Source organism: Pandoraea commovens, from assembly GCF_024704525.1.
Classification (GTDB): Bacteria; Pseudomonadota; Gammaproteobacteria; order Burkholderiales; family Burkholderiaceae; genus Pandoraea; species Pandoraea commovens.
Genome location: NZ_CP102780.1, coordinates 116,415 through 130,466 on the forward strand (window position 1 = coordinate 116,415; position 14,052 = coordinate 130,466).

Genomic DNA, 14,052 nt, shown 5'->3' on the forward strand with positions numbered 1-14,052 from the left:
AGCATTACCGATTCAGCAACACCGGCGCCTGCGCCACCAGATACAGCACGGCGCCGATCAGTCCCCCGACGAGGGTGCCATTGATGCGAATGTACTGAAGGTCCTGCCCGACGCTCAGGCGGATCTGTTGCGACAAGTGCTCTGCGTTCCAGCCATGCACCGTCGCGCGGATGTGGTCCGTCACAAAATCGGCAAAGCCCGGGGCCATGCGCTCGGCCGCATCTCTGAGTTGTGCGTCGAGCGCCTTTCGCAATGACTCACTGCGTGCGAGTTCCTGTCCGATCCACGCCGCCGCGCCCGTGATCTTCGTGCCGATCACCGAATCTTCTTTCGCGAGATCCCGCTTTACCCAACTGCGCCATTCGTTCCAGAGACCGCCCACGTAAGCGTTCAACGCGGTGTCGCCCTTCAGCTGCGCTTTGAAGCCGTCGAGCTTCGCCTGAAATTCGGCGTCATGTTTCAGACGCTCTATCAGCCCGGCCACTGCGCGGTCGAACGCCTGCCGCAACTGATGGGTTTCGTCTGCTTCCATCTGCGCAAGCAGCCGTGTCACGGCCGCCGAGATCATGTCCGAGCCTTTGTTGCCGATCCATTCCGACGGCAGCACCTTCTCCTTCTTCGGATGATCGGATTTGAGCCATTCGACGATACGGGCCGAAATGAATTCGCGCGTTTGCGGCTCGTTGAGCAATTCGACGAGATAGTCGAGTGTTTCGTCCAGCAGTGCCTGATGACGTCCGTCGCGCGTGAGCGTGTCGAGAATCGCTGCTGCCGATTGCGAGAGATCGAGGCGGTCGATCATCGTGTCGAGCGCGCGGCGGATGAAGGCCTGCACGTTGCGCTCGTCCATCACATCGAGCACACCGCTCGTCACCTTCACCAGCACAGCGCTCAACTGACGCGTGTTCTCGTACGAGCCGAGCCAGCGCGTGAGCGCATCGGCGGGATTCTGCTGTTCGATGAGACGCACGACGGACGGCGTGTCGAGAAACTTCTCGCGGACGAAGCGGGCGAGGCCATCGCCGAGGGCGTCTTTCTTGCGGATCAGGATGTTCGTATGCCGTGCGAGTCCAGGGATCGGAATGCGACGGAACAGCGCTTCGACCGCGAACCAGTCCGCCAGCCCGCCGACCATCGCCGCTTCGGCCGCAGCGCGAATCCAGCCGGTGAGGAAGTGAACGGGCATAAAAAGCGTGGCGATGAAGATCGCCAGCGCGACGAGAAGGAATGACAGCGCGCGCCGTTCGGCACGTTGCAGAGCGATGGCGGGGTCCATGCGTAGCGTGCTTTCGAGTGGACGGGGAGGTCTTGCAAACAAGTGGAAAGACTACCTCATTCCGCGCTCGACTTCGATACGAGGCGAAAAGTGGAAGTCTGTGCTTCGACACTGCGCGCACGATGAGTGCCGCACTCATCTCCCGCTCCCTTATGTTCTCTCCTTCTGCATTGCCTTCGCCTGTCTTAACGTCTGCTTTGCGCCAAACGTTGCCCTCGGACGATATCCACGCGCCGGTCAGACAGGCGCTATACAACGTACTCGCCGACAAATACACCGTACTGATCGATTGCGCGAGCGAGAGAGGCGTCTTGCCGCCGGACGTTCGGGAGCGCGTGTGCGGCGATTTGGGCAGGGCGATCCTGCGTGCCTGTGTCAAGGACCCAACCCGATTGGAGAGCGCCGTCGTCCTCCTATATGGCGACGCAGAGGCGTGTGCGTCGACCCGGGCGTTAATCAATGAAGCATTCCCGGTCATTGTCATGGTGCCCACGGAGCGCGATGTGACGTTGTATCGCAACGATGAGGTCATTGCGACCTTCGGCAAGGTGCCGCATAAGCCATGGACGTTTCTTCGCGTGGCGCTCGACATCGCAGGCGAGGCCGGGAAGGGTGCCGAAGTCCTCTCCTACGCCGGGCCGTACGGCGATGCCGCCATGCACGACGCCATACCCGTGAGCTTTCCGCTTCAGGACCGCGTTGGCGTATCGACCCACCCCGCTCGCCTGACGACGTGACGACATCACAACGTAAACGCGAAACGGCACATTCGTCATGTGCCGTTTCGCTGGGTATCGCCCTATTGGGTGACACCCGTTCGCGCGACTGAGCCGCGCTACTTGCTTACCCGCGCTGCTTTGCCTTCAGTTCCAGACGGTACTTGTGCAGCAACGGCTCGGTGTAGCCGTTCGGTTGCGTCAGACCTTCGAACACCAGCGCGCTTGCAGCCTTGAACGCCAGCGAGTTGTCGAAGTTACCCGCCATCGGCACGTATTGCTTGTCACCGGCGTTTTGCTTGTCGACGACGGCAGCCATGCGCTTCATGGTCTCTTCGACCTGTTCGCGCGTGATCACGCCGTGACGCATCCAGTTCGCCAGATGCTGGCTCGAAATACGCAGCGTTGCGCGGTCTTCCATCAGGCCGATATCGTTGATGTCCGGCACCTTCGAGCAGCCCACGCCCTGATCGATCCAGCGAACGACGTAACCGAGAATGCCCTGCGCATTGTTCTCGATTTCCTTGCGGATTTCTTCGGCGCTCCACTCGGCCTTGGCCACGACCGGCACCGTCAGCAGACCGGTGAGCAGCGCGTCGCGCTCCTTCGCATAATCGATCTTTTCGAGTTCTTGCTGGACGGCCTGAACGTCGACCACGTGGTAGTGCAGTGCGTGCAGCGTAGCAGCCGTCGGCGACGGCACCCACGCGGTGTTCGCACCGGCCTTCGGATGCGCGATCTTCTGTTCGAGCATGGCGTGCATCAGGTCCGGCATGGCCCACATGCCCTTGCCGATCTGTGCGCGGCCACGCAGGCCCGCAGCCAGACCGACCAGCACGTTGCTCTTCTCGTACGCGGTGATCCATGCCGACGACTTCATGTCGCCCTTGCGCATCATCGGACCGGCTTCCATCGCGGTGTGCATTTCGTCGCCCGTGCGATCGAGGAAGCCCGTGTTGATGAACGCCACACGTGCGGCAGCCGCTGCGATACAGGCCGAGAGGTTCACGCTGGTGCGGCGCTCCTCGTCCATGATGCCCATCTTGAGCGTGTTGCGCGGCAGGCTGTACAGGTCTTCGACGCGACCGAACAGTTCGTCGGCGAACGCGACTTCGGCCGGGCCGTGCATCTTCGGCTTGACGATGTAGATCGAGCCGGTGCGCGAGTTCAGGCGATGCTTGCGGTCGTGCAGCGAAGCGAGCACGGTCACCACGCCGTCGAGAATGCCTTCCGGAATCTCGTGGCCTTCGCGGTCGGTGATGGCGGGGTTCGTCATCAGATGGCCGACGTTGCGAATGAACAGCAGCGAGCGGCCATGCAGCTTGAGCGCGCGGCCGTCGGCGCCGGTGTACTCGCGGTCGGCGTTCAGGCGACGCGTGAAGGTCTTGCCGCCCTTGGCGACTTCTTCCGTCAGCGTGCCTTGCATCAGGCCGAGCCAGTTGCGATAGAGGTCGACCTTGTCGTCGGCGTCCACGGCGGCGACCGAGTCTTCGCAGTCGATGATGGTCGTCACCGCGGCTTCGACGAGCACGTCCTTGATATGGGCGGCATCGGTCTTGCCGATCGGGTGATTCGCGTCGAACTGGATTTCGAAGTGCAGGCCGTTGTGCTTGATCAGCACGGCGGTCGGCTTCGCAGCGTCGCCTTGATGACCGGCGAACAGCGCCGGGGTGGCGAGCGTCGTTTTGCCGCTCTTGGTCGTCACGACGAGCTTGCCGTTCTCGACGGCGTAGCCGGTGGCGTCCTTATGCGAGCCGTCGGCCAGCGGAGCGGCCTGATCGAGGAAGCCGCGCGCGAAGGCGATCACGAGTTCGCCGCGCTTCGGGTTGTAGCCGGTGCCCTTCTCGGCGCCGCCGGTCTCGGGGATGGCGTCGGTGCCGTACAGCGCGTCGTACAGGCTGCCCCAGCGCGCGTTGGCGGCATTCAGGGCGTAGCGGGCGTTGGACAGCGGCACCACGAGCTGCGGGCCGGCCTGCTCTGCGATTTCGTAGTCGACTTCGGCCGTCGTGGCCTTCACGCTTGCCGGGGCCGGCAGCAGGTAGCCGATCTTTTCGAGAAAGGCGCGGTAGGCGGCAGCGTCGGCAATCGGGCCCGGGTTGGCGCGATGCCAGCCGTCGAGTTCGCCTTGCAGGCGGTCGCGCTCGGCGAGCAGTGCGCGGTTCTTCGGGGCGAGGTCATGGACGATGGCGTCGAAGCCTTTCCAGAACGCGTCGACATCGACGCCGGTGCCCGGCAGGGCTTCCTTTTCGATGAACGCGATCAGATTGTCTGCGACCGTCAGGCCGCCACGCTTGGAAGTGGAAGTCATGATGCTGTACTCGAGTTTGAAAACCAGGTTGACGCGACTCCGTCCGGCCGCTTGCCGGTGCGCCGACGCTTTTCGCGACGGTCACATCGTCAGGAGAACGGACGTTATGGGGCAATCGGGGTCAGTCTTATATAAGACTCTGAGTGTAATCCTTCTCAGGTCACTCGGAAACCCGGTATTTCGCGTCCTCACACCCGCGCGGCTTATAGGTGGGATAAGGGTTTGCGTATGACATCGACGCCATAAGGCTTTGCGGCCGATGCCCGATTTTTCGTGTGCAGTTGCAGCATTCGGTATGGCGTTTCACTTTATGAGAAATGAAGGGGTGACGTCGAGAATGCGGCGTGGCGTTTCCTTTCGATATGAATTTGATCGTTCGTGCGACGGGTACACTCGATATTTCCCCCAAAAAGACCATCTGCCCGGGAGGCATGAAGTCGTGAAACAGATCTTGATGATGAGCAGCTCGCGCAAGGGCGTGTCGGGCTATCTGGAGCATGCAGAGGATCAGGTGCATACGGTGCTCAAGGGGCGCGCGAAGCGGGTGCTGTTCGTGCCGTACGCGGGTGGCATCACGTTCACCTTCGACGAGTACGAATCGCGTGTGAAGCCGTCGTTCGAGCGATTCGGTTACGAGTTGACGTCGATCCATCATCACAAGGATGCGCGGGCGGCGGTGGAACAGGCGGAAGCGGTGGTCGTCGGCGGTGGCAATACGTTCGTGTTGCTCGACCGGATGTACAACGCGGGCATCGTGGGGTTGCTGCGTGAGCGGTTGAACGCGGGCATGCCGTATGTGGGATGGAGTGCGGGCGCGAACGTAGTGTGTCCGACCATCCGCACGACGAACGACATGCCGATCGTGGAGCCGCCGACGCTCAAGGCACTGGGCGTGGTGCCGTTTCAGGTGAACCCGCACTTCATCAGCGGCAAGCCGTCGGGACATAACGGCGAGTCGCGCGAGGAGCGTCTGGCGGAGTATCTGGCGATCAATCCTGATGAAGGCGTCGTCGCGATTCCGGAGGGCGTGGCGCTGCACGTGCACGGCGACAATGCGACGGTCCTCGGCGAATTCGACGCACTCCATTTCCGTCAGGGCGGCGCCGTTGACAAGATTGCCACCGGCAGTACGTTTGCGCTGGCGTCGATTTGAGTTCTTAAGGGCGACGTTGCGTCGCCTTCGTTGAAGGATGACGCACCGCGCGCAGCGTCATCCGTAAATTCCGAAATCGCTCATTCGGTGCTGAATTGGTCTCAGCGAATGGGCATCTGCTGGCACAATCCCGACTCGAATTTTCTGGCAACGCTTTCCCCCCGAAGCGCACGGCTTATCGAGGGGATCGTGGAGCAAAGAGATATCAATATCAAGCCGACCGAAGCGCCCGAAGCGCCTGAAGCGCGATTCGGCTCAGAAGCTTGCGCGCTGGTGGCGGCCGGTCTGAATGGGACGATCGGGGTGTTGACGCGCATCGGGTTCGAGCAAGGGGCGACGTCGGCGTCGCTGGCGTTCTGGAAGTGCTTCGGGGCGTTCGTGCTGGTGGCCGCCCTGTGCAGCCGTACGCACGCGCTGCGCAGGCAGACGGCGGCGCTCGCTTCCCGATGGCCGCGCTTTGCCTGTCTCTCGTTCCTCGGCATCTTCTGTCTTTATTTCTTCGAGACCAAGGCGTTTGCGTAGGCGTCGATTCCACTCGTCTCCTTTCTTACCTACGCCGCCGGTGGGGCCACCATCGTGCTCTCAGGGCTTTGCCTCAGGGAGCGCATCACTCGCCAGAAATGGGTGGCTTTCCTGGCCATTGTCGCGGGCGTCGGTGTGATGAGTTTCGCTGAGGGCGGTGTGACGGGTACCTTGGACGGTATCGTTCTGGCATTGGTCGGCGGATGCGGCTACGCCCTCTTCATCTTCTTTTCGAAATGGTTTCGCATCGGTGCCGGGCTGCCGCAGTTGGTCTGGCTGTTCGGGTTCGGAAGCGCTTTTCTGTCCGTGCCGCTGATGCAGGAGGGATTCGCGCTGCCCGTCGGCTGGCAATGGTTGACGTTGAGCGCCCTGATTCTGCTACCCACGATTGGCGGCTTCTATTTCACGACGCGTGCCGTGGCACACGGACAAGCGAGCAAGGTGCAGATCATCGAGACGAGCGATCCCTTGTTCGCCACGACGTTCGGCTTCCTCGTCTTTGGGAATGCGCTCAGCCAGACCGGCCTACTCGGTGCTGCGGCGATTGCGACAGGACTCGTGATTGCCGTCTGGCAACGACACCCACGTACGAGGCGGCGCGATGCGGTACAGCGTCAGTAACGCCCAAACGAAACCGCCGCCCCGGCGTGAGCCTCGGGCGGCGGTTTCAGGTGCGTGCGACGCGAGGGATGGCAGTGATGCCATCCCTCGTTTGCATCGATGCAGCGCTTAAGCGTCGTCGTCGAGCCAGGGCACTTCGACGTCGGTCAGGAACGCAACCATCGCGAGCGGACGCGCTTCCTGGCGGCCGATCTTGCCGTCCGCACGGTGCCACACCGCCACGAACGTCTCAGGATGCTTGTCGGCGATCAGTTGCACCGTACGCAGTTCTTCTTCGTCCATCTCTTCGATGGGGCCGTCGAACGACACCACGAGTGCCTGCGGCCAGACGCCGTCTTCCGGATCGTAGACCTTGTCGCCGTTCGGCACATCCACCGTAGCCTCGACGCCGATCGTCGCCGACGCCGCCACGATCATCTCGCCAAGCGAGCGCAGCAGCGCGGTTGCACGGGCGGAGTTGATCTGGCGCATGGCGAGGTCGCCGCGCGTCAGGGCCTGTTCAAGCTTGGGGTCGGTTTTTTGTTTGGGCATGCGGGGTCCTCGGTAAAACGTTAGCCACCTCGCGGCAGCCGTGCCATGTGACTGCGACACCGGCCCGCACGCGGGGTTCCGATGCTACCACCGTCGCGCTCGCCGGGGCGCATTACAATGCGGGTTTTCTTCACCGGCCGCTGTAATGAACCCCGCCAAGCCCACCGATTCCGCCGACGCAAACCCCGCCACGCCCTCCGATGCGTCCGCGCAGCCCAGCGAGGTCTATCTGCGCCTGCTCGGCGAAACCGCCAAGATCGACTGGAAGGATCTGGAGTCGTTCTTCGCACGCGGCGTTCTGCTGTTCGTCACGCCCGGCGTCGACCTCGTCTCCGTCGCCGAAGCCGTCGCCAACGACGACAAACCCACCGTCACGCAATGGCTGACGTCCGGCATGGTGCAACGCATGCAGGCCGACACGGCCGCCGATTTCGCCGCACGTACGCCCGAACTGTGGGCCGTCGTCGTCGCGCCGTGGGTGCTCGTGCAAGAGCGCGGTATCAAGACCTGACAACGTATCCGGCCGTTCTGCGCGCAAATGGCGGCGCTTTCGTGGGCGATCGGCTTATTCCGTGATGCCCGCTTCAACGAGGCGTCGCGTGCAATCTTCCAGCAGATCCTGCGCCACCACCGACGCGTACGCATAGTCCGCGTCAAGCGATTCCGTCATTTCGTGCGCCGTGTACAGCCCGGCTTCGCGTGAGAGCGTGCCCGCCAGCTCGCGGGCGAAATCGTCGCTCAACGACGACAACAAACGGCGCTCATCCAGCGGCAATTGCAACTTCGAACGCGATAGCCACATCTGGGCGAGCGTCGCGCCCTGCTTGTCCGTCATCCATTGCCCATGCTCGTAAAACGCCGACAGACGCTCTGCCGTCAGCGCGAACAGCAATGCGCGACGAGTGTTGAAATTCAGACGAATCGGTTGATTGGGCGTGGGTTCCGACATGACGACAACCGCAAATAGCGGACAAGAACGAGATCAGCGGCAAAGGTATCACGCGAACAGCCGCAGCAGCGCATTGCGCGCATGCCGGATCAGGTCGGTTTCATCGGCGCGTCCCGGCAGCAGATGGAATTCGGCGCGCGGCAGCGGCGGCAGCCCGAGCGACGGCGGGCAGACGATCAGCTCGGGCGTGAGCGCTGACTCATTCAGACAGGACACACCCAAGCCTGCGGCCAATGCTAACTGCATGCCCGCGACCCCAGCCGCCGAATGCGATACCCGGTACGCCACCTTGTGCCGTTCCAGCACGCTGGCGACGAGCGTTTGCAACGCGCACGTGCGAGGGAGCGTGACGAGCGGCAGCGGTATGTCGACGGGTGCCGTCTGCGTCGCGGCCATCGCCCACACGAGCCGCTCGCGGCGCACCAGTGTGGCCGACGCCCCGCCGAGGTCATCGTGGGGTGCGGTGCCATCGGCGACATCCTCGTTCATCAGCCGTAACGCCAGCCCTACGTCGAAATGCTCGCCCGTCATGGCTGAGCGCTCGATCTGCGAACTCTGCATGGCGCTCACGTGCAGGCGCAGACGCGGATAGAGGCTCGTGAATCGTTTGAGGACACGGGCGACGTCGTGCGGACGGTAATAGTCCGTGATCGCGATGCGCAGCTCACCGTCGAGCAACACCCCCTGAAGGTCCTCGAACGCGGCTTCCGACAACGCCGCGATCTGACGCGCGTACGCGAGCAGCCGCGTACCGGCGGGCGTGGCGCGCATGCCCTTTCGCGAGCGGACGAGCAGCGGCTGTCCGGCGCGCTCTTCGAGCTTCTTCAGTTGTTCGCTGACGGTCGATTGCGACAGGAAGATCTGTTCGGCGGCGGCCGAAATGCTGCCGGCATCGTGAATGGCGATAAACGTACGTAGCTGGGTCAGATCGAAGGCGCGGGCATTCATGGCAGCACTCGGTAGAACGACAATTCGTGGGGCGGACACCTAACGAACGAGGAGAACGAGGACGGATGGCGCGTCGGCAGGCCATCGGAGTTAATCCGGAAAACACGATATATGTCATCGCGTTTTCCCGCTTTTCCGATGGATTGTACCTCCGTAGGATGCGGAGCATGGCATCCGGATTTACGCGCAAGCGCGACCCCGGGATAAGGCCTTTCCCCCTCCCCCTTTTCAGAGCCGCGTGTTGACCGCCCGCGCACCGTGTCACTTATGAACGAACGTCTTTGCTCTGCCTCTGCTGCGGCGAATCGTCTTCCGGCCACCGCTGTGCCTCGTGCCCCGGATGTCGCCGTCCCACAACTCAATCGCGACCATCGCTGGAAGGTGCTGGGCGTTGGCGTGGCGGCCAATGCGAGCTTCGCAGCGGCGATGGGCGGTATTCCCGCCACGGCCGTACAGATGCGAAGTGCCTACGCGCTGGCCAACGGCGACCTCGGCCTCGTGCTCGGCATGATCGGTCTGGGCATTGCCGTCTCGGAATTGCCGTGGGGCATGCTCACGGATCGATGGGGCGACCGACGGGTGTTGCTCGTCGGGTTGCTGGTGACGGCGGCGGCGCTGCTCGGCCTCGGCCTGTGGGTGGTGCCGACGACGCACTTCGTCCCGTCGATGCCGATGCTCGCGGCCGGGATGCTGGTCATCGGCGTGCTGGGCGGCAGCGTGAACGGTTCGAGCGGACGCGCCGTGATGCGATGGTTTCACGACAGCGAGCGTGGTCTTGCGATGAGCGTGCGGCAATGCGCGGTGCCGATGGGCGGAGGGATCGGAGCGCTGCTGCTGCCGGGCACGGCGGTCCACTTCGGCTTCAGCGGGGTCTTCATCGGCCTGGCAGTGGCGTGCGTGGCCGCAGCGGGCATGGCATGGCTGTGGTTGCTCGAACCGCCGGACGAGCTGCATGAAGCGGCGCGCCCGGCAACGGCTAGCGCTGGCGGCCGTCCTGCTGTCGCCTATACGCCGTTGCGTGATGCACGCCTGCTCAGCACCGCGCTCGGCATGGCCGTGCTCGCCATGCCGCAAATCGCTGTGCTCACCTTCGGCACGGTCTTTTTGCACGACTTCGCCCATGTGAGCGTGCTGACGATTTCGCTGACGCTGGGGGCGGTGCAGACGGGCGCGGCAATCACCCGTGTGTGGAGCGGACGTTTCACCGACAAGCGCCGCAACCGTCCCGCCTATTTGCGCGTCTGCACGCTTGTGGTTGGCGTGGTGTTCGCGATGTTGGGCGCGCTGGTGGGATTACTTTCGATGCGTCCCGAGTGGCTCGCTCACGGCACGCCGGTGATGATCGCACTGCTGATTGTCGGCGGGGTGGTCGCATCGGCATGGCATGGCGTGGCTTTCACGGAGCTGGCCACGCTCGCCGGGGCGTCCCGCGCGGGCACGGCGCTGGGCATCGGCAACACCGGTGTCTTCATGACGATGTTCCTCACGCCGTTGGTGATTCCACTGCTGCTCTCGCTAGGCGGATGGGGACTGGTCTGGGCCGGGGGCATGATCTGCGCCGCACTCGCATGGCCATTGTTCGTCTGGTCGCATCGCGCAGTGAAGACGGCATGAAGACGGCATGAAGACGACGTGAAAAGAACGTAAGCGCTTGCCGCCACAAAGACATCAACACGGCAGGTGCACGTTCTCCACAAGAAAGTCGAGAAACGCGCGGACGCGGGCGGGCAAGTGGCCGCCCTGTCCCACATAAACGGCGTGCACCGGCTCCAGATCGCCGGGGTTGTAGTCTTCGAGTACGGTCACGAGACGGCCGTCGCGCAGATCGGCGTCGACGTGATATCGCGAGTGACGCGCGAGTCCCAGCCCTTCAAGTGCGAGTTTGCGCATCGTTTCGCCGTCACTCACCAGCACGTTGCCTGCGAGCGGATACAAAGTGACACCGCCCGCGCCGTCGAGGAACGGCAACCCCTGAATCTGACGCTCGAAATTGAACGCCATGACGTTGTGACGGATCAGGTCGGCTGGCGTCTGTAACGGCGCATTGCGCGCCAGATACTCAGGCGACGCCACCACGTGTACGCGACTCTCGCCGAGCTTGCGCGCCACCAGCCGTGAATCTCGCAATGCGCCAGCGCGCACCGCCACATCGGCACGTTGTGACAGCAAGTCGACGACCGTGTCGGTGAGTGTCAGGTCGAGCCGGATCTCGGGGTACTTCGCGAGGAATGCCGGGAGGACCGGCAGCAGATACAGCGTGCCGATGGGCACACTCGAATTCACCCGCAGCAAGCCGCGCGGCACCGCGCCCGCCGCCGCTTCGCGCTCGGCAGCGTCGATGTCGGCGAGCACGCGCAACGCACGCTCGTGAAATGCGGTGCCTTCGGGGGTAAGTTGCAAGCGGCGCGTGGAGCGATTGAAGAGTCGTGCGCCCAGCCGCCCTTCGAGCCGCGCGACGAGCTTGCTCACAGCCGACGGTGTCATGTGCAACGCGCGCGCCGCTGCCGAGAAGCCGCCCAACTCGACCACCCGCGTAAAAACTTCCATGTCGCCTGAGCGGTTGACGTCCTGTCGGCCCATCGGAGGTGTCCTCGACTGTTGAGGTGATGACTTTTGTGCAGTCTTGTGACTTGAAGTCACAAATGATTTTCCTTCGCGCAGTCTATTTCATCAATGAAGGGACGTCTATATTCCGCACATCGGTTCACGCGCGTCGGATGACCAGGGCATTCGGTCCACATTCGGTCCATCGATTCGACGGCGGAACCCGCCCCGATATTCAGTCTTCAAGACAGGAGTTTTCCGTGCCTATCGCCCTCTATGCCCTGACCGCCGGTGCCTTTGGCATTGGCGTGACGGAGTTCGTGATCATGGGCCTGCTGCTCAACGTCGGCGCCGATTTCGGCGTGTCGATCGCGGCCGCTGGCCTCTTGATTTCCGGCTACGCGCTGGGTGTCGTCGTCGGCGCGCCGATCATGACGACCGCCACCGCCCGCTGGCCGCGCAAGACCGTGCTGCTGGTGCTCATGGCCATCTTCACCATCGGCAACGCCGCCTGTGCGCTCGCGCCGAGCTATGGCGCGCTGATGGCGGCGCGTGTGCTGACGTCGTTCGCGCACGGCACCTTCTTCGGCGTCGGCTCGGTCGTCGCGACGGGCCTCGTGCCGCGTGAGCGCCGTGCGTCGGCGATTGCCGTGATGTTCATGGGCCTGACCGTCGCCAACATTCTCGGCGTGCCGTTCGGCACGTGGCTGGGTCAGCACTTTGGCTGGCGTGCCAGCTTCTGGGCCGTGACCGTCATCGGTGCCCTCGCGTTCCTCGTGATCGCCCGCTTCGTGCCGAAGATCGCGGCCCCGGCGGACGCTGGCGACTGGCGTGCGGATTTGCGAGCGCTGGCACGTCGCCCGGTGCTGCTCGGGTTGCTGACGACCGTGCTGGGATGGGTGGGGGTGTTCGGTGTGTTCACGTACATCGCGCCGTTGCTCACGACAGTGACGGGCTTCTCCGAAGGCGCGGTCTCGCCGATTCTGCTGATCTTCGGTGGGGGTCTGGTCATCGGTAATCTGCTGGGCGGCAAGCTCGCGGATCGTCATGTGGTGCGCACGGTGCTGGGCAGCCTGCTGTCGCTCTCGGTTGTGCTCGGACTGATGACGTTCGCGCTGCACTCGCAATGGCTCGCCATCGTGTTCGTGGCACTGCTCGGTGCGACGGCGTTCGCCACGGTCGCGCCGCTGCAAATTTGGGTGATGGAAAAGGCATCTGGGGCGGGCGAAAGCCTCGCGTCGAGCTTCAATATCGCCGCGTTCAATCTTGGCAACGCCATCGGCGCGTGGCTCGGCGGCTTCGTCATTGAACATGGCCCCGGGTTGACGGCCGTGCCCTGGGTGGCGGCGCTGGTGCCGCTGGTGGGGGTGGGCGTCGCGCTGCTGAGCCTGCGTCTGGATCGCCGGGATGCGGGTCGCCAGCCTACGCCGGTTTGTGAAACCCCTGCAATGTAAAGACGACGCAGCACAATGAAGAAGGCCCGGCGCGTCGATGCACGCGCCGGGCCTTCGTGTTTTGGCGTCAGGCCGTCAGGCCATCACGCCGATGATCACACTGACGGCGGCGAATGCGGCTGTCGCGCCGATGCCCGCCGTGAGGCCGCGCGCGGTGAGTGTGTCCTGCGGCATCACGGCCGCGAGACGGCTGCCGCCGGGTAGCGCCAGAATCACTTCTGCCTGCCCTGAATCGTCGCTGACGGCGTCCACGATGCCGGACAACCGGTTCGCCGTGGGCAACCCCGCGAGATCCGCGCCGCGCGCAATCTCGATCCACGGCGCTTTGATCAGAGCGAACGCTTGTCCGCCGACCGCGAGCCCGAGTGTTTGGGTACTGTGGTGGGTGAGCGACGCGGTGATCGCTTCGCCGCCGGGCAGCGTCAACGTCACTTCGTCGTTCACACCGCAGTGCCGAACGGCCGTGATCGTTCCGTGCAACTGATTGCGCGCACTGGTCTGAAGCCCGAGCCGCGCGATGACCGGCCACTGCTCGTCGAAATGTTCGAGATCGTTCGCGACGCGCGCGAGAAACTGCTGCTGCGCCGCTTCCACGGCACGAAATGCCGCGACCAGCTTCGCGCCGCGGGCGGTGAGTCGCGTGCCGCCACCGCCGCGTCCGCCGGTGCTGCGCTCGACGAGCGGTTCACCGGCGAGCTGGTTCATGGCGTCGACGGCGTCCCACGCCGCCTTGTAGCTCATGCCCGCCGCCTTGGCGGCCGCCGTGATCGAGCCTTGCGACGCAATGTGTTCGAGCAGCGCAATGCGTGCCTGTCCGCCAATCGACGAATTGCCACGATGCAGCCACAACGAGCCGCTCACCTGGAGGGCATCACCCGTTCCGTTGCGTAAAACACTGTCCGGCGTTGAAGAAGGTTCGGAAACCATAATGATTTTTTCGATCAAACACAGCAGGTGGCCGCATTGTAGAGGGTGGGCGAACCAGCGGGTACGAGGGCTGGACGGGGAACTGTTGCGGCGCACCAACGAA

General features: G+C 63.6%; 14 protein-coding genes. 7 read left to right on the forward strand and 7 right to left on the reverse strand.

Annotated elements, in window-relative coordinates; translation table 11 throughout:
• Positions 1-4: 4 nt before the first annotated feature.
• Positions 5-1,276, reverse strand: a complete 1,272-nt coding sequence (locus NTU39_RS00890) for a DUF445 domain-containing protein (protein ID WP_150663805.1) — start codon at positions 1,274-1,276, stop codon at positions 5-7.
• 482 nt (positions 1,277-1,758) lie between these two features.
• Here NTU39_RS00890 and NTU39_RS00895 point away from each other — a divergent pair, with 482 nt between their 5' ends.
• On the forward strand, positions 1,759-2,013 hold the full coding sequence (locus tag NTU39_RS00895) for a hypothetical protein (RefSeq protein ID WP_257958996.1): 255 nt from the start codon (positions 1,759-1,761) through the stop codon (positions 2,011-2,013).
• A 106-nt stretch (positions 2,014-2,119) separates the two neighbouring features.
• Here the strand turns inward: NTU39_RS00895 and NTU39_RS00900 are convergent, their stop codons facing one another.
• Positions 2,120-4,300, reverse strand: a complete 2,181-nt coding sequence (locus tag NTU39_RS00900; RefSeq protein WP_257958997.1) for a malate synthase G — start codon at positions 4,298-4,300, stop codon at positions 2,120-2,122.
• A 439-nt stretch (positions 4,301-4,739) separates the two neighbouring features.
• On the opposite strand from NTU39_RS00900, the gene pepE reads away from it, so the two are divergent.
• From pepE to NTU39_RS00915, 3 genes are all read left to right on the forward strand, one after another.
• Complete coding sequence (pepE, locus tag NTU39_RS00905; protein WP_257958998.1) at positions 4,740-5,453, forward strand: dipeptidase PepE; 714 nt, start codon at positions 4,740-4,742, stop codon at positions 5,451-5,453.
• A 189-nt stretch (positions 5,454-5,642) separates the two neighbouring features.
• Positions 5,643-5,975 (forward strand): hypothetical protein, encoded by a 333-nt coding sequence (locus tag NTU39_RS00910; RefSeq protein ID WP_257958999.1) that lies wholly within the window; start codon positions 5,643-5,645, stop codon positions 5,973-5,975.
• Positions 5,976-6,113: 138 nt separating this feature from the next.
• Positions 6,114-6,596 carry a DMT family transporter gene (locus NTU39_RS00915; protein ID WP_257959000.1) on the forward strand — a complete coding sequence of 161 codons (483 nt, stop codon included), beginning with the start codon at positions 6,114-6,116 and terminating at the stop codon, positions 6,594-6,596.
• A 108-nt stretch (positions 6,597-6,704) separates the two neighbouring features.
• Here NTU39_RS00915 and NTU39_RS00920 read toward each other — a convergent pair whose 3' ends face one another.
• Entirely contained in the window at positions 6,705-7,127 is a 423-nt protein-coding gene (locus tag NTU39_RS00920) for a hypothetical protein (RefSeq protein ID WP_039394462.1), read from the reverse strand.
• Positions 7,128-7,272: 145 nt separating this feature from the next.
• Between NTU39_RS00920 and NTU39_RS00925 the strand changes: the two genes are divergently transcribed.
• Positions 7,273-7,638 (forward strand): DUF2288 domain-containing protein, encoded by a 366-nt coding sequence (locus NTU39_RS00925; protein WP_150663808.1) that lies wholly within the window; start codon positions 7,273-7,275, stop codon positions 7,636-7,638.
• Between the two features lie 54 nt (positions 7,639-7,692).
• Here the strand turns inward: NTU39_RS00925 and NTU39_RS00930 are convergent, their stop codons facing one another.
• Positions 7,693-8,076 carry a hypothetical protein gene (locus NTU39_RS00930; RefSeq protein WP_150663809.1) on the reverse strand — a complete coding sequence of 128 codons (384 nt, stop codon included), beginning with the start codon at positions 8,074-8,076 and terminating at the stop codon, positions 7,693-7,695.
• A gap of 48 nt (positions 8,077-8,124) precedes the next feature.
• Positions 8,125-9,024: a LysR family transcriptional regulator gene (locus NTU39_RS00935; RefSeq protein WP_257959001.1), complete on the reverse strand. Its 900-nt coding sequence runs from the start codon at positions 9,022-9,024 to the stop codon at positions 8,125-8,127.
• A gap of 267 nt (positions 9,025-9,291) precedes the next feature.
• On the opposite strand from NTU39_RS00935, the gene NTU39_RS00940 reads away from it, so the two are divergent.
• The gene (locus NTU39_RS00940) at positions 9,292-10,638 is read left to right on the forward strand and encodes an MFS transporter (protein WP_150663811.1); all 1,347 of its coding nucleotides are present in this window, start codon (positions 9,292-9,294) and stop codon (positions 10,636-10,638) included.
• 54 nt (positions 10,639-10,692) lie between these two features.
• Here the strand turns inward: NTU39_RS00940 and NTU39_RS00945 are convergent, their stop codons facing one another.
• Entirely contained in the window at positions 10,693-11,604 is a 912-nt protein-coding gene (locus NTU39_RS00945; protein ID WP_257959002.1) for a LysR family transcriptional regulator, read from the reverse strand.
• A 224-nt stretch (positions 11,605-11,828) separates the two neighbouring features.
• Between NTU39_RS00945 and NTU39_RS00950 the strand changes: the two genes are divergently transcribed.
• Positions 11,829-13,022, forward strand: coding sequence for an MFS transporter (locus NTU39_RS00950; protein ID WP_150663813.1), 1,194 nt, complete (start codon positions 11,829-11,831; stop codon positions 13,020-13,022).
• A gap of 75 nt (positions 13,023-13,097) precedes the next feature.
• On the opposite strand, the gene NTU39_RS00955 is transcribed toward NTU39_RS00950, so the two are convergent.
• A complete protein-coding gene (locus NTU39_RS00955; RefSeq protein WP_257959004.1) occupies positions 13,098-13,949 on the reverse strand; it encodes a TOBE domain-containing protein in 852 nt (283 codons plus the stop codon).
• Between the last annotated feature and the right edge of the window lie 103 nt (positions 13,950-14,052).

What these genes read in the sequence shown, in the direction of transcription:
- NTU39_RS00890 (WP_150663805.1), bottom strand. Translation starts at nt 1,276, where the DNA reads ATGGACCCCGCCATCGCTCTGCAACGTGCCGAACGGCGCGCGCTGTCA.
- NTU39_RS00895 (WP_257958996.1), top strand. Translation starts at nt 1,759, where the DNA reads ATGGTGCCCACGGAGCGCGATGTGACGTTGTATCGCAACGATGAGGTC.
- NTU39_RS00900 (WP_257958997.1), bottom strand. Translation starts at nt 4,300, where the DNA reads ATGACTTCCACTTCCAAGCGTGGCGGCCTGACGGTCGCAGACAATCTG.
- NTU39_RS00915 (WP_257959000.1), top strand. Translation starts at nt 6,114, where the DNA reads ATGAGTTTCGCTGAGGGCGGTGTGACGGGTACCTTGGACGGTATCGTT.
- NTU39_RS00920 (WP_039394462.1), bottom strand. Translation starts at nt 7,127, where the DNA reads ATGCCCAAACAAAAAACCGACCCCAAGCTTGAACAGGCCCTGACGCGC.
- NTU39_RS00925 (WP_150663808.1), top strand. Translation starts at nt 7,273, where the DNA reads ATGAACCCCGCCAAGCCCACCGATTCCGCCGACGCAAACCCCGCCACG.
- NTU39_RS00930 (WP_150663809.1), bottom strand. Translation starts at nt 8,076, where the DNA reads ATGTCGGAACCCACGCCCAATCAACCGATTCGTCTGAATTTCAACACT.
- NTU39_RS00935 (WP_257959001.1), bottom strand. Translation starts at nt 9,024, where the DNA reads ATGAATGCCCGCGCCTTCGATCTGACCCAGCTACGTACGTTTATCGCC.
- NTU39_RS00940 (WP_150663811.1), top strand. Translation starts at nt 9,292, where the DNA reads ATGAACGAACGTCTTTGCTCTGCCTCTGCTGCGGCGAATCGTCTTCCG.
- NTU39_RS00945 (WP_257959002.1), bottom strand. Translation starts at nt 11,604, where the DNA reads ATGGGCCGACAGGACGTCAACCGCTCAGGCGACATGGAAGTTTTTACG.
- NTU39_RS00955 (WP_257959004.1), bottom strand. Translation starts at nt 13,949, where the DNA reads ATGGTTTCCGAACCTTCTTCAACGCCGGACAGTGTTTTACGCAACGGA.